The following is a 16866-nucleotide window of genomic DNA, read 5'->3' as shown; positions in this document are numbered from 1 at the left end:
CGGGCGATCTCTTTGCAGGCTGGTTGCGCCGGTCTGGCGCGCGACCGCGAAGTGTACGACGCGGCGGGCACGCGCACACAAAAACGCGGCCCGCATCGCTGCGGGCCGCGCCTTCGTGAAACCGGATCAGTTGACCGCGGAGGGATTGGTGTTGTTGCCCGCCGGCGTGTTCAGCACCGAATGGATCACGTGGCTGTGTTCGAAGTACACGATGAAATTCGCGTATTCCCAGCGATTGATCTGCGGGTGCTTGGCGGTGTCGCCGCCGCGCGGGGACAGCTTGCGCTGCGGTGCGCCCCAGGTCTTCTCGACCTGGCTCATGCTGAGGCCGCGACGGGGCAGGTTCATGCCCTTTTCCTGCTGCACGCGATGAACCAGCAGGCTGTCGCCATGCTTGTGCTGCGCGGCAGCCGCCGTCTGCGGTGCGGCGAAGGCGGCGCCCGCCGCCAAGACGACGATCGGCAAAATACTGGTGAACTTGATCATTGGCTCCCCCTCTCCCTGCAAGGCTGTATGCGGCGTCGTTGTAGCAGAAGCGCCCATGCTACGCCATGCCGGACACGGGCGATTGCGATGGGTTCGGCATTCGGCCAGGCCCGGCGAGTGGTCGAGAATAGCCTGATCGCCGCTATCATGGGCGGCTGCGGGCGACGACCCGTCCGTTTCAGCCCGGGTTTTTCATGATTTCCTTTCGACATTTCGCCTTGCGCCGCGGCAGCCGCCTGCTGCTTTCCGACATCGACCTGGTGATCCAGAGCGGCTGGCGCCTGGGCGTGATCGGCCGCAACGGTTGCGGCAAGTCCAGCCTGTTCGCGGCCCTGCAGGGCAAGCTGGAAGGCGACGCCGGCGAGCTGGAGATGTCGGGCAAGCTGCGGCTGGCCTCGGTGGCACAGGAAACCCCGGCGCTGCCGGATGCGGCGATCGACTACGTGCTGGGCGGCGACGAGGAACTGGCCGCGGCGATCAATGCCGAGGCGGAGGCCGGCGAACGTGGCGACATGGACGCGATGGCCAAGGCGCACCACCGCATCGAGGAGCTGAACGGCTACGACGGCCGCGCTCGCGCCGGACGACTGCTGCACGGGCTGGGCTTTCCACCGGAAACCCACGAGCGCGCAGTGCAGGAATTCTCCGGTGGCTGGCGTGGGCGTCTGAACCTGGCGCGGGCGCTGATGTGCCCGTCCGACCTGTTGCTGCTGGACGAGCCGACCAACCATCTCGACCTCGACGCCGTGCTGTGGCTGGAGGAATGGCTGCGCCGCTACCAGGGCACCTTGCTGATCATCTCGCATGACCGCGAGTTCCTCGACGGCGTGATCACCCACACGCTGCACCTCAATGACGGCAAGGCCAAGCTGTACACCGGCAACTACAGCGCGTTCGAGCGCCTGCGCGCCGAGCAGTTGCGCCAGCAGCAGATCTCGCACGAACGCGAGCAGGCCGAGCGGGCGCACCTGCAGTCCTTCGTCGACCGCTTCAAGGCCAAGGCCAGCAAGGCCAAGCAGGCGCAGTCGCGGATGAAGCGGCTGGAGAAGCTGGCCGGCACCGAGGCGGTGCGCGCCGAGCGACCCTTCAGCTTCAGCTTCCCGGTGCCCGGCCGCCTGCCGGACTCGATGCTGCAACTGGAAGATGTCAGCGCGGGCTACGCAGCCGATCCGTCCAGCCGCGAAGGCAACGATGAAGTGGCCAATATCGTGCTTGCCGACGTGCGTTTTTCTATCGAAGCGGGTGAGCGGATCGGCCTGCTCGGTCCCAACGGCGCCGGCAAATCCACCCTGGTGAAAACCCTGGTGGGCGAGCTGGAACCGTTCGGCGGCGAGCGCAAGGTGCACAAGGACCTCAACATCGGCTACTTCGCCCAGCACACGGTGGAAAGCCTGCGCGAAGGCGCCAGCGCGCTCGATCACCTGATGGACAAGGCGCCGGGCGTGGCGACGCAGGTGATGCGCGACTTCCTCGGCAACTGGAATTTTGCCGGCGATCGCGCCTTCGAATCCGTCGACGGTTTCTCCGGTGGCGAACGGGCGCGGCTGGCGCTGGCGCTGATCGCCTGGGACAAGCCGAACCTGCTGCTGCTGGACGAACCGACCAACCATCTCGACCTGGACATGCGCGAGGCGCTGGCGGACGCGCTGGCCGATTTCGACGGCGCGCTGGTGCTGGTCTCGCACGACCGCCACCTGCTGGGCCTGGTCTGCGACAGCTTCTGGCGCGTGGCCGACAGCGTGGTGGAACCGTTCGATGGCGACCTCGACGACTACGCCCGCTGGCTGAAGAATCGTGGCTCGGCCAGCAAGAAGGCGGCGAAGGCCGGCGCGGCCAAGCCGGTGGTGGTCGAGGTGGTCGAGGTTTCGCCGGAGGAACGCCGTCGCCAGGCCGCTGCCCAGCGCGACGACGAAAAGGCCGCGCGCCAGCGGGTGAAGAAGATCGAGACGCGCACCTCCGCCATCGATACCGAGCTGGCCGCACTGGAGGCGCAGCTCGCCGATCCGGCCACCTACAACGGCCCGACCCGGGAGATGATGCGACTGGGCCAGCGCCAGGCCGAGTTGCGCAGCGAGAAGGAAGCGCTGGAAGGCGAGTGGCTGACGCTGATGGAACAATTGGAGGCGTAGCCGATGTCGACCGCCATCCCTTCGCTGCAATGGTGGCTGCCCGCGCTGGCGCACTTCGCACCGGGCCACCCGCTGCGCGAATGGCTGGCCCGGGCCGACCGTCTTGCCGCCGGCGGCGATGGTTATCTGGGCGGGCTGGCCGACCACTTCACGAGCATCGGCGCGAACCTTCCCGCCGCGGCGATCACCCGGCAGTTCCTGGCCGGCGATGCGGGCGACGACCTGTGGCTGTCGGCCGATCCGGCCTGGGTACAGCCGGACATGAACGGCGTGCGCCTGCTGGCCTGCGGTCGCCTGCAGCTGGATATCGACGCAGCCCGGACGCTGGCTGAAAGCCTGCGGCCGTTGTTCGACGAGGCCGGCATGCAACTGGAAGTTTCCTCGCCGGACCACTGGCATCTGCGCCTGCCCGCGGACATGGCGTTGCCCGAGTTCGCCGCGCCCGCCCAGGCGCTGGGCGAAGACCTCGCCCAGCATCTGCCGCAAGGGCCGGCAGGGCGTCGCTGGCGCATCCTGCTCAACGACATCCAGGTGCAGTTGCACCAGCATCCGCTGAATGCGCAACGGCAGGCGCGCGGGCTGTCGCCGGTGAACAGCCTGTGGCTGTGGGGCGGTGGCCGCCTGCCGGTCGGGATTGGCAGTGAGCTTGCCGGTGTGGTCAGCGACGACGTGTTGCTGCGCGCGCTGGCCGCGCACGCCGGCATCGCGCAGCAGGCACGCAGCGTCGACGCCATCGCCACCGCCCGCGAGGGCTGGCTGGTCGACCTGCAGGACCTGCCGGCCCACGAGATCGCCACACGCTGGTGGCCGGCCGTGCAGCCCTTGCTGGCCCGGCAGCCGGTGCTGTTGCAGTTCGCCAGCGGCGAGCGCTGGCAACGCAAGCCATGGCATCGCCTGCGCGTGTGGCGCCGGGGCGGACGTTGAGCGTCCTGCAGCTGCGTCGCCGCGAAAGTCGCGGCGTTCCCGCCGGCTGGCCGGAGTCGGTGCATCCGGTGTTGCAGCAGGTCTACGCCGCGCGCGGCGTGCTGCAGCCGGCCCAGGTCGAGCACCGGCTGGCGCGCATGCTGGCGCCACAGTTGCTGGGCGGGATGGATCAGGCGGTGGCCTTGCTGGCCGAGGCGATCCGCGACGACTGGTCGATCCTGGTCGCTGGCGACTACGACTGCGACGGCGCCACCGGCACCGCCGTGGCCGTGCGCGGTTTGCGCCTGCTCGGCGCGCAGCGGGTCGACTACGCGATTCCGAATCGCTTCACCCATGGCTATGGCTTGAGCGCCGCCTTCGTGGCCTCGCTGCAGCCGACGCCGCAGCTGATCGTCACCGTCGACAACGGCGTCGCCAGCGTGGCCGGCGTGGCCGCGGCGAAGGCGCGCGGCATCCGCGTCATCGTCACCGACCATCACCTGCCCGGCGAGCAGTTGCCGGACTGCGATGCGATGGTCAATCCGAATCTTGCCGGCGACCCGTTCCCCAGCAAGATGCTGGCCGGCGTCGGCGTGGTGTTCTACCTGCTGCTGAGCCTGCGCGCGGTGCTGCGGGAGCAGGGCGCCTTCACGAGTGCCGAGCCGGATCTGTCCAGCCTGCTCGACCTGGTCGCGCTGGGCACGGTGGCCGATCTGGTGCCGCTGGATTTCAACAACCGCGTGCTGGTCGAAGCCGGCCTGCAGCGGATGCGCAGCGGTCGCGCCTGCGCCGGCATCGGCGCCCTGGTCGAGGTCGGCAAGCGCAGCCTGGCGACGCTGTGCGCCAGCGATCTGGGCTTCGCCGTGGGGCCGCGCCTGAACGCCGCGGGGCGGCTGGAAGACATGCGGCTGGGCGTGGAATGCCTGCTCACCGATGACGTAGTGCGCGCGCGCCACTGCGCCGCGCAACTCGATGCGATCAATCGCGAACGCCGCGACCTGCAGGCGTCGATGGTGGCCGAGGCGGAGCAGATGGTGGCGGGTCTTTCCGACATCGACGCGATCGGCGTGGCCCTGTTCGAGCCGTCCTGGCACGCGGGCGTGGTGGGGCTGGTCGCCTCGAAGCTGAAGGAGCGGCTGCACCGCCCGGTGATCGCCTTCGCCCCGGCCAGCGAGGACGACGTCGAGCACTTGCGGGGCTCCGCGCGCTCAATCCCCGGCTTCCATGTCCGCGACGCGCTGGCCATCATCGATGCGCGCCAGCCCGGCCTGATCGAGCGCTTCGGTGGCCATGCGATGGCCGCCGGGCTCAGCCTGAAGGCGGCGGACTATCCGCGCTTCGCCGCCGCCTTCGACGCCGTCGCGCGCGAACTGATCGAACCCGAACGCCTGCAGGCGGTGCTGCACACCGACGGCGAGCTGCCGCCCGGCGCCGCCACGCTGGAGCTGGCGCGGCAGTTGCGCCGGGCGGGACCGTGGGGCCAGGCATTCCCCGAGCCGCTGTTCGACAACCTGTTCGATTGCGCCGGCTGGAAGGTGATGGGCGAATGCCATCTGCGCCTGCAGTTGCGCGACCCGCGCGATGGCGCCGTGCACGACGCGGTGATGTTCAACGCCTACCACGGCCAGCCACCGCCCACGCGTCTGCGCGCCGCCTACGAGCTGGTCATCAACGACTGGCAGGGGCGCGAAAGCCCGCGCCTGCTGCTGCGGCATATCGAAGCGGTCTGAAATTTTCTTGCATGTTTTTCACGTGGTTCAGGTCATGCTGGACACGACGCCCTGCATGGAGAATGCCCCGTGATCGCACAGATTGAAGGATTGCCCGCCGGCACGCTGGGCTTTCGCGCCCACGCCCAGGTCACCGCGGAAGACTACGAGAACATCATCGTGCCGGATGTCGAGGCGGCGTTTGCGCTGAACCGCAAGCTGCGCCTGCTGTACGTCACCGCCGACGACTTCACCGGCTTCGATCCTGGCGCGATGTGGAACGACGCGAAGCTGGGCGCACGTCATTTCAGCGGCTGGGATCGCGTGGCGCTGGTCACCGATGTGGCGTGGCTGCGCGGTACCGCCACGGCTTTCAGCTTCGCGATCCCGGCCCAGTTCCGTCTGTTCCACGGTGCCGAGATCGAGGAAGCCACGCGCTGGATCACGGCGGACTGAGCAGCTCGACGGTGCCGTGGCGGCCGTCGATGCGCACGCGCTGGCCATTGCCCAGCAGGCGCATCACGTGGCGCACGCTCATCACCGCCGGCAGGCCCAGCTCACGGGCGGTCACCGCGCCGTGCGACAGCGGGCCGCCGCTTTCGGTGATCACCCCGCTGGCCTGGTAGAACAGCGGCGTCCACGCCGGGTTGGTGGTGCGCGCCACCAGGATCGCGTCCTTGGGGAAGTGCGGGAAATCCTCCGGGCTGCGCACCACGAATACCCGGCCCTCGACGATGCCGGGGCTGCCGCCCAGGCCCTTGAGCACGTGGCTGCCGTCGACCTCGACCGGTTCCGCCTCGCCGAAGATCCAGTCCGGCATGCGTGCGCAGGCCGCCAGGTAACCGGTCTTGTGGCGGGCGGCGGCTTCCGTGATCGGGGCCAGCTCGCCGCTGTGCAGCGCGCCGTCGAGCACGGCCAGCGGCACGAAATAGACGTCCATCGGATCGGCCAGCACGCCGCGTTCCACCAGCTGTGCGCCGATCGCTTTCAGGCCGCGGCGGAACGGCAGGTGCAGGCGGGTGGTCTGGTAATGCTCCAGGTCGTCCAGTGCGGTATACGTGCGGGCCAGCCGGATCACCTCGTGCACCAGGTAGCGCAGTTCTTCCGGCGCATGGCTGAGCACGTTGTGCTCCATCGCCGCCTGGGCGGCTTTCTGCGCCAGCTCGGCGGCGGCGCGGTCCTCGTCGGGCCGGTTGACCAGCATCTTCAGCTGGTCCAGCACGATCTGCGGCGCCTCGACCCAGGTCGGGTGGTAGGCATCGAAATCCAGTTCGCGATGGCCGTGGCGGGCCAGGAAGCGCTGGAACTCGGCGTGGAAGGCAGGGTGCTGCGGCAGTGCTTCCAGCAGTTCGATGCTGGGTTCGCCGCGCAGCCGCGCGTGCAGGGCGGCGTCCATCCGCACCAGTCGCGACAGCGACCACAGTTCGGCGTTGACCTGGCCGGTCTTGGTGTCGGTGACCGCCAGCAACTGGTCGAACACCTGCTGCGCCTGGTCGGCCGGCAGCGCCAGTCGCAGCATCTGCTGCAGGGCCACGTACAGCGTGCGCTGGGTCAGCGAGATCGCGATGTTGGGCAGGAAGTAGCTGGCGCCCAGCGCATTGATGCGCAGCACGTAGTCCCACAACTCATTCAGCGGACGACCGTCCAGCGACTCGCGCATCAGGGCGCCGATGCCGAGCAGGTAGGTGTCCAGGTCGCGCATCCAGCGCACCGGCAGCTCCTGCACCCAGGCGTACTGCGCCGCGATCTGCGGCAGCGCGGCGCGGATGCTCTCCACGTCCTTGAGCATCTTCGCCGGCGTGCGGCCGCTGTAGAGCTCGACCGCGTTCTGGTTGCCGTAGATGTAGTAGTCGCGCATCGCGAACCACTTGTCGCCGAACGGCGGCAGGCCCATCAGCCTGAAACTGTGGTTGAGCGAGGCATGGAAGCCGGCTTCGCACAGGTCCCAGGTCAGCGGGGTGACCGGGTTGGGAAAGCGCTCGGCCGATTCGTCGCGGGTCCAGCGCGGCGGGATGCGCGTCACCGCGCGCGATTGCAGCAGGTACAGCGTGCCGTCCTGCCACGCCCATTCGATGTCCTGCGGGAAGCCGAAGTGCTGCTCGGCGGCCAGCGCCAGCTGCGCCACGGCGCGGCGTTGTGCCTCGGCGAGGGCAGGGGCGTGCGCCTGTTCGGCCGACAACGGCGTGTGGCGGGTACCGCCCGCGGCATCGGTGACCAGCGCCTGCGGCTTCTCGGCGATCACCGCCTCGACCTCGCTCATGTCGCTGCGCTTGAGTCTGTATTCGTCGACCGGTTCCTCGCCGCCGACCACGGTTTCGCCGAGGCCGAACGCGGCGTTGATCAGCACCTGGTCCAGCGCCCCGCGCACCGGGTCGATCGAGAACGCCACGCCGGCGGCCTCGTCTTCACCCACCTGCACCATCTTCTGCACCACCACGGCCATCGCCGCATCCAGGTGGTTTAGCCCCATCCGTTCGCGATACGGCAGCACGTGGGCATTCCACAGCGAGGCGTAGCAGCGGCGGATCGCGTCGAGCACGACATCGACGCCGCGGATGCCCAGCAAGGTGTCGTGCTGGCCGGCGAACGCGGCGCCGGGCAGGTCTTCCAGCGTGCCGGAGGAACGCACCGCCACCGGCGCATCGGCCAGATCGAGTGCTTCGAGTTTCGCGGCCAGCTCGCCGCGCAGCGACGATGGCAGCGACTGCGCCAGCAGCAGGGCCTGGATGCGCTCGCTGCGCGCGGCGTGGTCGAGCGCGGCATCGTCCAGCACGTGGCGGATCGCCTCGTGCAACGGCGCCACGAACTCGCGATAGACCTCGCTGCCGACCACGATGCCGGGCGGCACCGGCAGGTGTTGCGCGGCGCGCGCCAGGTTGGCGCCCTTGCCGCCGCTGACGGCATGCTCGGCGGCCTGCGGATCGGTGAACGCGAAGAGCTGGGTCATGCGCGGGTTTCCTTGCGGTAACGCTGGATGAAGGCGAGCACCGCGGCGGCGAGCGCGATCCCGCACAGCACGTCTATGCCGTAGTGATAGCGCAGGTACAGCGTGGCCACCACCAGCGCCAGGATGATCGGCGCCAGCAGGAGCGCGATGCGCCGATAGCCACTAAGCGTCTGGGAGAAAAACCACTTCCCGTGGTTTTCCTCTATCGCGAGCCCGGTACAGGCCCGGGCTCGCTCACGCGGATCAGGCGCTTGCGTGCCCGATCCGCGCCCGGCCATCCCTGGCCGGGCTTCGAGGTTGAAAAAACCCCAACCTCTCAGCGCGAAGAAACCCAGCACGTACACGCCGATGCCGCTATGCAGGCTGGGAAATACGTCCATGCCGGTGATGCCGGCCTTGACCACGCCGGCCAGCAGGGCGGTCATCGCGCCGCCGCGCACCGGATAGGGAAACACTTCGGGAAACGCCATGTACGGTCCGCCGGCCGGCACCAGCAGGTAGCCGGCAAAGCCGACCAGATACATCAGGGTCAGGCCGAGGAAGAACGTCTTCGCCTCGGGGCTGCGGCGCCGCACGCTGAACATGATCGCCGGCAGCAACACCACGAAATAGAACAGGAAGTAGCCGCTGCTGAGCAGCTCCGACAGCCATGGCCGTTCCCAGCCCAGCAGGTGTTCCGGCAGGCTGCGGCCACCCCACAGATCACGATCCAGGGCGAGCAGCGCCGCGTCGGCGGTGTGCTGGATGAACACCTCGCGGATCGCCTTGAACAGCGGAAAGATCAGCCAGCAGGCGACGAACTGCAGCGTGCCTTTCCAGTTCGCCCAGCCACTGCCGGGCGCGGCCAGCGTTGCGGCCAGCAACAGCAGCCAGGCGATGCCGCCAAGCACGCTGGCGGCGTGCAGGTCGCCGTCATCCAGCCGCCAGGCGCCGACGCTGCCGAGCACCAGGATCAGCAACAGCTCGGCGGCGAAGGCATGGCCGATCCAGCGCGCGTTGCGTGGCATGTTCACGGCTTTCCCCGATGCATCACCCGCGGCCAGCGCCACCAGCCGAGTGCAGCCAATGGCCACAGCACCAGCAGCGGCCATGGCCAGGACCCTGTCATCAACAGCAGACAGGGCAGCCAGACGATCGCCACCAGTAGCCCACCCACGATGCGGAAGAAGCTCACCGTATTGCGCGCATCCGCCTTGCCACCGGCGAACCGGCCGGCCAGCAGCACCGGCGCCGCCAGCAGCATGAAGGCCGCCACCGCCAGCCAGTCCCACGGCCAGGAGCGAGTGCTTGGTTGTGGCGGCGGCAGCTGCGGGTGCTGCTGGGCATCGATGAACGCCAGCGCATAGGACTCGCCTGTCGCGGCCTGCACCGTCGCCTGCGCTTCCGCGGCCGCAAAGGTCTCCGCATCCGGACAGTTCACCGAAACCGCGTCGAGCGCAGTGGCGATCGCCTGATGGATGCGCCGCTCCCAATCGCGATCGGACTCGCAGGTGTCGCGTGCAGGCAAGGCCACCGGCATGCCGACCAGCGCCTCGACGCGCGAACGGAAGCGGTCCGGCGCCTGGTAGTGCAGTCCCAGCGGAACCACCTCCAGCGACACGCCCTCGTCCAGCAGGGTACGTGCGATGCGCGCCGCGCCGCGCTGGTAGGGCAATGGTTGCCAGCCCCAATCGCTGCTGCCTTCGGGAAAGATCACCAGGTCGCCGCCCGCACGCAACTGGGCGCAGCCGGCGTCGACGGGATGGGCGAACGCGGCACGCCGGGTGCCGTAACGCTCGCGATCCTTGTCGCGTACCACCGCGATGCCGTCGAACATCCAGCGCAGCAGCGGGTGCCGGAGCAGCTGGATGGAGACCAGCCCCTGCGCACCGGGAAACACCCGCAGCACGGTGTAGCCGTCGATCGCTCCGTTGCGGTGGCTGCTGACGATCAGGCGACCGCCGCGTCGCGGCACGGGATGCCGATGGGCACCGACGATGCGGATGCGGCCGAAATAGAAGCCGCGCAGCAACCAGGCCAGCAGCGGAATCCACCGGCGCAGTGGCCGCCCTCCCGCGGGCATCGGTGCCGGGTCGGTGCGGGAGCGGGCAGACATCCGTGTTGCGTCAGGGCTCATTGGCGGCAATGTAGCGGCAAGCGGCGGCTGACGACACTGTTGTGCCAGCACTTGCCAAGCGCCGGATGATCTGTTCAAGTTGAGCCATGCCTTCCTTCGCCATCAGCAGCCTGAACTCCACCGCGCTTTCCGCGTGCGGCTTCGTGCTGGCCGGCAACACCAATAATCGCGCGAACAATAACGCCAACCATTGGCGGGCCCGCGCGTAGCTGCAAGTTTCATCGAATACGCGAAAGAGGCCCGCCCAGTGCGGGCCTCTTTCGTTTTGTGCGCTTGATTTTCGTGCGGCTCCTTCCGCGCAGAGCAAACCCGGCCATCCATGGCCGACTTTTCAGAAGAGCGGTATCCACAGACAGCAACGAGGAAACTTCCACCATGTGCTCGATTTTCGGAATGTTCGACCTGCAGCCGGGCGACGACCTCGCTTCGTTGCGCCGGCAGGCGCTGGAGCTGTCGCAGCGGCAGCGCCATCGCGGGCCGGACTGGAGCGGGGTGTTCGTCGACGCCGGGGTGATCCTGGTGCACGAGCGGTTGGCCATCGTCGACCCGGCCTCGGGCGCGCAGCCGTTGCGTTCGCGCGACGGCGCGCTGGCTCTGGCGGTGAATGGCGAGATCTACAACCACCGCGAACTGCGTGCGGCCAGCGGTTACGACTTCACTACCGGCTCGGACTGCGAGGTGATCAACACGCTGTACCGCGAGCAGGGCGGCGACTTCGTGGGCAGGCTCAACGGCATCTTCGCGTTCGCCCTGTGGGACGGCACGGCGCAGCGTTACCTGATCGCGCGCGACCCGATCGGCGTCTGTCCGCTGTATTGGGGCCACGATGCGCAGGGCCGCCTGTGCGTGGCCTCGGAGATGAAGGCACTGGTCGGCGTGTGCGCCGACGTGGCGCCGTTCCCGCCGGGTCATGTCTACGACAGCGCCAGCGGCGAACTGCGCAGCTACTACGCCAGGCCATGGCGCGACTACGCCGCCACGCGCGGCCATGACGTGGCGGCACCGGTCTTGCGCAAGGCGTTCGAGCAGGCCGTGCATCGCCAGCTGATGACCGACGTGCCGTACGGCGTGCTGCTTTCCGGCGGGCTGGATTCCTCGCTGGTGGCCGCCTGCGCCGCCCGGTTCGCCCGCGAACGCGTCGAGGACGACGACCGCAGCGAAGCCTGGTGGCCGCGCCTGCATTCGTTCGCGATCGGGCTGGACGGATCGCCCGACCTGGCCGCGGCGCAGGTCGCCGCCGACGCGCTGGGCACCGTCCATCACGGCTTCGTCTACACGTTCTGGGAGGGCCTGGATGCCCTGCCGGAAGTGATCCGCCACATCGAAACCTACGACGTCACCACCATCCGCGCCGCCACGCCGATGTACCTGCTGGCGCGGCGGATCAAGGCGATGGGGGTGAAGATGGTGTTGTCGGGTGAAGGCTCGGACGAGATCTTCGGCGGTTACCTGTACTTCCATAAGGCGCCCTCGGCCGAAGCGTTCCACGAGGAAACCGTGCGCAAGCTCGATGCGTTGCACAGCTATGACTGCCTGCGCGCGAACAAGGCGATGATGGCCTGGGGCGTGGAGGCACGCGTGCCGTTCCTCGATCTGGAGTTCATCGACGTGGCGATGGGGCTCGATGCCGCGCACAAGATGGCCGGGCAGGGGCGGATCGAAAAGGCGGTGCTGCGCGAAGCATTCGATGGCGCGCTGCCGGATTCAATCCTGTGGCGGCAGAAGGAACAGTTCAGCGACGGCGTGGGTTACGGCTGGATCGACGGGCTGAAGGCGCACGCCGAGCAGGCGGTCAGCGACCGCGAATTCGCAGCCGCCGCGGCGCGCTATCCGTTCAACACGCCGGCGACCAAGGAGGCGTACTTCTACCGCCGCATCTTCGAGCAGCATTTTCCCGGCGAAGCTTGCGCGGCGACCGTGCCCGGCGGCAAGTCGATCGCCTGTTCGTCACCCGCGGCGCTGGCCTGGGACCCGGCCTTCGCCAGCACAGCCGATCCGTCGGGCCGGGCGGTCAGGGGAGTGCATCAGCAGGCGCTGGCGAGCTGAACGGTCAATGCCGGTCGGGATGGATCAGCAGGCAGGTATGCCGGTTGTTGAAGTCGAAAAGGAAGTCCATGTAGCGCAGGGCGCCGCCGCCGAGGAGGTAATGCCATGGCAGGCTGGCCTGCTTGAATACATTGAAGGTGACGGTGAATGGCTGCCCGGAGATGTCGATATCGGCGGTGGCCCGGCTGATGCGCGCGGCGTGTTGGTGCGCGCCCATGTCGCGGACCCTGAGCCGCCGCCCCGGGCTGCTGTGCAGCTCGTCGAGGGCATGCTGGTCGGCGGCGAGGTAGTGGCTGGTGCCGCTGTCGATCAGTGCCGTGCGCAATTGACCGTCGATCGACAGGGCGGTGACCACGCGCAACTGGTTGCCCCAGACATCGCTGGATACCAGCATCGGCTCCCTGCAGGCGCCGTCGCCATCGCTGCTGTCGCCAACCACCAGCGAGCTCTCGGTGAGGCGAAACGCGCCCAGTCGCCGCAGGATGTCCATGCCGAGCAGCCGATGATCCGCCGGCACTACGGTCACCGGAACGTTCAGCAGGGTGAGCTCGCCGATGCGGAGCCTGGCCAGGGTGCCGTAGCGGACGGGGATGTCGTGCGACAGAAACCCGCCGACCTTGCCGGTGCGATCAACCATGGCGACGCCGAGCTTGCGTGCGCTGTCTTCGTCCAGTGTCAGCGCCGAACTGCCCGTGTCGACCAGCAGCCATGTCTTCTTGCCGCCGCTTTCCACTTCCACGGCCGGCAGGTTGGCTTGCGCCAGGCTGCGATGAAGCGGAATGCTGAAGCTGTGCGACGGCATGACCAGCTCAAGTTGTGGCGTGCCGGCCTGGCTGGCCAGGTAGCTCCGCATCTGCTCGAGCCTGGCCGGAGCCACCTTGTCCTGGAACCGGCGGATGATGTCCAGCTCGGCCGCATCGGCCTTGGCCGAGCCTTGGGACAGCCGCAGGTTGCCGTTGGCAAATTTCGCGCAGAAGAAGGCGACCTCGGGTTTGCTGTCGATCAGGCTGCGTTCGCAGACACGTGCATCCTCGCTGGACTTTTCCAGATTGAAGTGATGCGTTCCAGGGTCATGGCGGCAAGGACGCGACTGACGGGATCGTTCGAGGCCTGGTACATGCGGGCCAGGGCCGGCACGTCGGCCTGGTTCAGCGCCTTTTCCACGATGGCCAGCGTGGCAGCATCCGAACCCGATGGGGAAGAGGGCGTTCCCGGGCCCGATGCGTGCGTGGCCGGCAGGCAGCCGAGGCCGGCCAGGCCGCAGGCGACCGCGGATAGAAAAGTCCATTTCTTCATTGCCCATCTTCCTTCATGTCGGGGAGCCTTCAAGTGTAGCCAGCAACCGCGTGCAACGGCGCACGCTCTGCTAATATCGGGGGCTGTTTTCCTGCGATTTCCGACCATGATCGAGACCAATCCCATCCAGGCCCAGATTGCCGACCTTCGCGACCGTGTCGAGTCGCTTCGGGGGTATCTTTGACTACGCCACCAAGAGCGAACGCCTGGAAGAAGTAACCCGCGAACTGGAAAGTCCCACCGTCTGGGACGACCCGGCGCGTGCGCAGGAACTGGGCCGCGAGCGCGCCCGGCTGGATACCATCGTCAACGGCATCGACCGCATGACGGCCAGCCTCACCGATGCCGGCGAGCTGCTGGAGATGGCCATCGCCGACAGCGACGACGACACCGCGCAGTCGGTGATCGACGACCTGGCCAAGGTCGACGCCGAGGTCAACAAGCTGGAATTCCAGCGCATGTTCTCGGGCAAGATGGACTCGACCAATGCCTTCGTCGACATCCAGGCAGGCGCCGGCGGCACCGAGGCGCAGGACTGGGCCGAGATGCTGCTGCGCATGTACCTGCGCTGGTGCGAGAACCGCGGCTGGAAGACCGAGCTGATGGAAGTCAGCGGCGGCGACGTGGCCGGGATCAAGTCCGCCACGTTCCGGGTGGAAGGTGACTACGCCTACGGCTGGCTGAAGACCGAGATCGGCGTGCACCGGCTCGTGCGCAAGAGCCCGTTCGACTCCGACAATCGCCGGCACACCAGTTTCACCTCGGTGTTCGTGTCGCCGGAAGTGGACGACGACATCGAGATCGACATCAACCCGGCCGACCTCAAGACCGACGTGTACCGTTCATCGGGCGCCGGTGGCCAGCACGTCAACAAGACCGAGTCGGCGGTGCGCATCACCCACATTCCGACCAATACCGTGGTGGCCTGCCAGACCGGCCGCAGCCAGCACCAGAACCGCGACACCGCGATGAAGATGCTGGCCGCAAAGCTCTATGAGCTGGAGATCCAGAAGCGCAATGCCGAGAAGGACGCGCTGGAGGCGACCAAGTCCGACATCGGCTGGGGCAGCCAGATCCGCAACTACGTACTTGACCAGAGCCGCATCAAGGACCTGCGCACCGGCATCGAGCGCACCGATACGCAGAAGGTGCTGGACGGCGACCTCGACGAGTTCATCGAGGCCAGCCTGAAGTCCGGTCTCGAAGCCGGCTCCAAGCGCATCGATGCGTGAGACCTGACGCCTTCCGCTTACTGACGAGGTAGCCGCATGAACAGCAAGAGGATCTGCAGCATCGTGATCGCCTGTGCCGCACTGGCTGCGTTCGGCGCGGCCGCGCAATCGCAGCAAGGCGGCGCCGGCCAGGGCATCAAGCAGGACGCCAAAGCCGTCGGCCACGGCGTCGCCGATGGCGCCCGCGATGTCGGTCATGCGACCAAACACGTCGCCAAGAAGATCGGGCATGGTGCGAAGGACGCCGGTGTCGGCATCGGCCATGGTGCGAAGAAGGCGGGAATCGCCATCGGCCACGGCGCGCGCGAAGGCTGGGATGCAACCAGGCATGCGGCCAAGGAAGTATTCGGCAAAAACGATTGACGAGCCAGGCTCCCGAGGGAAACCTCGACGCGCCATCTTGCACCCAACCCCAGACCATCTGGTGTGCGCCCCTCGTTGCGGACACCTGGAGCAACAGAGTTCCCCATGAGCGAAACGACCGACACCCCGATCATCGACGAGAACCGGCTGATTGCCGAGCGCCGCGAGAAGTTGCACGCGCTGCGCGAGCAGGGCATCGCGTTTCCGAACGACTTCAAGGTCGACAGCTTCGCCGGCGACCTGCAGGCCGAGTTCGCCGACAGGGACGTGCACACGGCCGAAGCGGTCGAGGCCGCCGCACGCCGGGTGAAGATGGCCGGGCGCATCGTGCTCAAGCGCGTGCAGGGCAAGGTCAGTTTCGTGCAGTTGCAGGATTTCAGCGGGCGCATCCAGCTGTTCATCCACCAGGGCACTCTGGGCGACACCTACGAGGCGTTCAAGAGCTGGGACATGGGTGACATCGTGGGCGCCGAAGGCGTGCTGATGCGCACCAGGACCGGCGAGCTTTCGGTGCGGGTGGACCAGCTGCGCCTGTTGACCAAGAGCCTGCGCCCGCTGCCGGACAAGCACCACGGCATGGCCGACGTGGAACAGCGCTACCGCCAGCGCTACGTCGACCTGATCGTCACCGAGGAGGCCCGGCGCACCTTCATGCTGCGCTCGCGGATCATCGGCTACATGCGCCAGTGGCTGGAGGCGCCCACGCGCCGCTTCATGGAAGTGGAGACGCCGATGATGCACATGATCCCCGGCGGCGCCACGGCCAAGCCGTTCACCACGCATCACAACGCGCTGGATCTGGAGCTGTACCTGCGCGTGGCGCCCGAGCTGTACCTGAAGCGTCTGGTCGTCGGCGGCTTCGACCGCGTCTACGAGATCAACCGCAACTTCCGCAACGAGGGCGTGTCGACCCGGCATAACCCCGAATTCACCATGCTGGAGCTGTACCAGGCCTACGCCACCTATCACGAGATCATGGATCTCACCGAGAGCGTGATCCGCGACACCGCCCAGGCCGTGCTGGGCACCACGCAGCTGACCTGGGATGGCGCTGAAATCGATGTCGGCCCGGCGTTCCGCCGCTGGCGCATGGAAGACGCGGTGCTGGAACACAACCCGGAGATCAGGCGCGAAGAGCTGCGCGATCGCGAGGCGATGGCGACGCATGCGAAGCGCCTGGGTGCACAGGTCAAGCCCGGTTACGGCTGGGGCAAGCTGCTGCTGGAGATCTTCGAGCACACCGTCGAACACACCCTGATCCAGCCCACTTTCATCACCGACCACCCGGTCGAGGTGTCGCCGCTGGCGCGCGAAAGCGACACCGACAAGGGCATCACCGACCGCTTCGAGCTGTTCATCAACGGCAAGGAAATCGCGAATGGCTTTTCCGAGTTGAACGACCCGGAAGACCAGGCCGCGCGCTTCCAGGCCCAGGTCGACGCCAAGGACGCTGGCGACGATGAGGCGATGCACTTCGACGCCGACTACATCCGCGCGCTCGAAGTGGGCCTGCCGCCCACCGGCGGCCTCGGCATCGGCATCGACCGGCTGGTGATGCTGCTGACCGGTTCGTCCTCGATCCGCGACGTGCTGCTGTTCCCCTACATGCGTCCCGAAGTTCAAGCAGGTTGAGGCCGAA

At 67.6% G+C, this 16866-nt stretch carries 14 protein-coding genes; 9 read left to right on the top strand and 5 right to left on the bottom strand.

Features of this window, described 5'->3' with window-relative positions; genetic code table 11:
- Window positions 1-126: 126 nt before the first annotated feature.
- Window positions 127-486, bottom strand: a complete 360-nt coding sequence (locus tag ABNK63_RS08795; RefSeq protein ID WP_007808930.1) for a hypothetical protein — start codon at window positions 484-486, stop codon at window positions 127-129.
- Window positions 487-680: 194 nt separating this feature from the next.
- Between ABNK63_RS08795 and ABNK63_RS08790 the strand changes: the two genes are divergently transcribed.
- The 4 genes from ABNK63_RS08790 to ABNK63_RS08775 all read left to right on the top strand — a co-directional run bounded on the left by ABNK63_RS08790 (window position 681) and on the right by ABNK63_RS08775 (window position 5683).
- On the top strand, window positions 681-2615 hold the full coding sequence (locus ABNK63_RS08790) for an ATP-binding cassette domain-containing protein (RefSeq protein ID WP_007808929.1): 1935 nt from the start codon (window positions 681-683) through the stop codon (window positions 2613-2615).
- A 3-nt stretch (window positions 2616-2618) separates the two neighbouring features.
- Entirely contained in the window at window positions 2619-3539 is a 921-nt protein-coding gene (locus ABNK63_RS08785) for a phosphoglycerate mutase (protein WP_350015415.1), read from the top strand.
- A complete protein-coding gene (gene recJ / locus ABNK63_RS08780; protein ID WP_350015414.1) occupies window positions 3500-5248 on the top strand; it encodes a single-stranded-DNA-specific exonuclease RecJ in 1749 nt (582 codons plus the stop codon). The genes ABNK63_RS08785 and recJ overlap by 40 nt, the downstream gene beginning before the upstream one ends.
- Before the next feature lie 69 nt (window positions 5249-5317).
- On the top strand, window positions 5318-5683 hold the full coding sequence (locus ABNK63_RS08775) for an STAS/SEC14 domain-containing protein (RefSeq protein WP_007808923.1): 366 nt from the start codon (window positions 5318-5320) through the stop codon (window positions 5681-5683).
- On the opposite strand, the gene ABNK63_RS08770 is transcribed toward ABNK63_RS08775, so the two are convergent.
- From ABNK63_RS08770 to ABNK63_RS08760, 3 genes are read right to left on the bottom strand one after another with little or no spacing between them, the layout of a single operon-like run.
- Window positions 5670-8174: a PEP/pyruvate-binding domain-containing protein gene (locus tag ABNK63_RS08770; RefSeq protein WP_350015413.1), complete on the bottom strand. Its 2505-nt coding sequence runs from the start codon at window positions 8172-8174 to the stop codon at window positions 5670-5672. The genes ABNK63_RS08775 and ABNK63_RS08770 overlap by 14 nt on opposite strands.
- A complete protein-coding gene (locus ABNK63_RS08765) occupies window positions 8171-9181 on the bottom strand; it encodes a phosphatase PAP2 family protein (protein ID WP_350017201.1) in 1011 nt (336 codons plus the stop codon). The genes ABNK63_RS08770 and ABNK63_RS08765 overlap by 4 nt, the downstream gene beginning before the upstream one ends.
- 2 nt (window positions 9182-9183) lie before the next feature.
- On the bottom strand, window positions 9184-10269 hold the full coding sequence (locus tag ABNK63_RS08760) for a 1-acyl-sn-glycerol-3-phosphate acyltransferase (protein ID WP_350015412.1): 1086 nt from the start codon (window positions 10267-10269) through the stop codon (window positions 9184-9186).
- A 107-nt stretch (window positions 10270-10376) separates the two neighbouring features.
- On the opposite strand from ABNK63_RS08760, the gene ABNK63_RS08755 reads away from it, so the two are divergent.
- Both ABNK63_RS08755 and asnB read left to right on the top strand, forming a co-directional pair.
- Window positions 10377-10499 carry a hypothetical protein gene (locus tag ABNK63_RS08755; protein ID WP_350015411.1) on the top strand — a complete coding sequence of 41 codons (123 nt, stop codon included), beginning with the start codon at window positions 10377-10379 and terminating at the stop codon, window positions 10497-10499.
- A gap of 166 nt (window positions 10500-10665) precedes the next feature.
- Window positions 10666-12336: an asparagine synthase B gene (gene asnB, locus ABNK63_RS08750; RefSeq protein ID WP_350015410.1), complete on the top strand. Its 1671-nt coding sequence runs from the start codon at window positions 10666-10668 to the stop codon at window positions 12334-12336.
- Window positions 12337-12340: 4 nt separating this feature from the next.
- Here the strand turns inward: asnB and ABNK63_RS08745 are convergent, their stop codons facing one another.
- On the bottom strand, window positions 12341-13639 hold the full coding sequence (locus tag ABNK63_RS08745) for an aspartyl protease family protein (RefSeq protein WP_350015409.1): 1299 nt from the start codon (window positions 13637-13639) through the stop codon (window positions 12341-12343).
- 99 nt (window positions 13640-13738) lie between these two features.
- On the opposite strand from ABNK63_RS08745, the gene prfB reads away from it, so the two are divergent.
- The 3 genes from prfB (at window position 13739) to lysS (ending at window position 16859) form a co-directional block, all read left to right on the top strand.
- Window positions 13739-14864 (top strand): peptide chain release factor 2 gene (prfB, locus tag ABNK63_RS08740; protein ID WP_157582245.1). Its coding sequence is split into 2 segments (ribosomal slippage): window positions 13739-13813 and window positions 13815-14864, totalling 1125 coding nucleotides; the frame shifts between segments, so codons are not numbered across the junction.
- Window positions 14865-14927: 63 nt separating this feature from the next.
- Window positions 14928-15227, top strand: coding sequence for a hypothetical protein (locus tag ABNK63_RS08735; RefSeq protein WP_350015408.1), 300 nt, complete (start codon window positions 14928-14930; stop codon window positions 15225-15227).
- Between the two features lie 105 nt (window positions 15228-15332).
- Entirely contained in the window at window positions 15333-16859 is a 1527-nt protein-coding gene (gene lysS, locus ABNK63_RS08730; protein WP_007808906.1) for a lysine--tRNA ligase, read from the top strand.
- Window positions 16860-16866 lie beyond the last annotated feature (7 nt).

The organism is Rhodanobacter sp. IGA1.0, assembly GCF_040208325.1.
Lineage (GTDB): Bacteria > Pseudomonadota > Gammaproteobacteria > Xanthomonadales > Rhodanobacteraceae > Rhodanobacter > Rhodanobacter spathiphylli.
The sequence above is the reverse complement of the archived record's forward strand: the minus strand, read 5'-3'. Positions and strand labels throughout refer to the sequence as shown.

What these genes read in the sequence shown, in the direction of transcription:
- ABNK63_RS08795 (WP_007808930.1), bottom strand. Translation starts at nt 486, where the DNA reads ATGATCAAGTTCACCAGTATTTTGCCGATCGTCGTCTTGGCGGCGGGC.
- ABNK63_RS08790 (WP_007808929.1), top strand. Translation starts at nt 681, where the DNA reads ATGATTTCCTTTCGACATTTCGCCTTGCGCCGCGGCAGCCGCCTGCTG.
- ABNK63_RS08785 (WP_350015415.1), top strand. Translation starts at nt 2,619, where the DNA reads ATGTCGACCGCCATCCCTTCGCTGCAATGGTGGCTGCCCGCGCTGGCG.
- recJ (WP_350015414.1), top strand. Translation starts at nt 3,500, where the DNA reads ATGGCATCGCCTGCGCGTGTGGCGCCGGGGCGGACGTTGAGCGTCCTG.
- ABNK63_RS08770 (WP_350015413.1), bottom strand. Translation starts at nt 8,174, where the DNA reads ATGACCCAGCTCTTCGCGTTCACCGATCCGCAGGCCGCCGAGCATGCC.
- ABNK63_RS08765 (WP_350017201.1), bottom strand. Translation starts at nt 9,181, where the DNA reads ATGCCACGCAACGCGCGCTGGATCGGCCATGCCTTCGCCGCCGAGCTG.
- ABNK63_RS08760 (WP_350015412.1), bottom strand. Translation starts at nt 10,269, where the DNA reads ATGTCTGCCCGCTCCCGCACCGACCCGGCACCGATGCCCGCGGGAGGG.
- ABNK63_RS08755 (WP_350015411.1), top strand. Translation starts at nt 10,377, where the DNA reads ATGCCTTCCTTCGCCATCAGCAGCCTGAACTCCACCGCGCTTTCCGCG.
- asnB (WP_350015410.1), top strand. Translation starts at nt 10,666, where the DNA reads ATGTGCTCGATTTTCGGAATGTTCGACCTGCAGCCGGGCGACGACCTC.
- ABNK63_RS08745 (WP_350015409.1), bottom strand. Translation starts at nt 13,639, where the DNA reads ATGGGCAATGAAGAAATGGACTTTTCTATCCGCGGTCGCCTGCGGCCT.
- lysS (WP_007808906.1), top strand. Translation starts at nt 15,333, where the DNA reads ATGAGCGAAACGACCGACACCCCGATCATCGACGAGAACCGGCTGATT.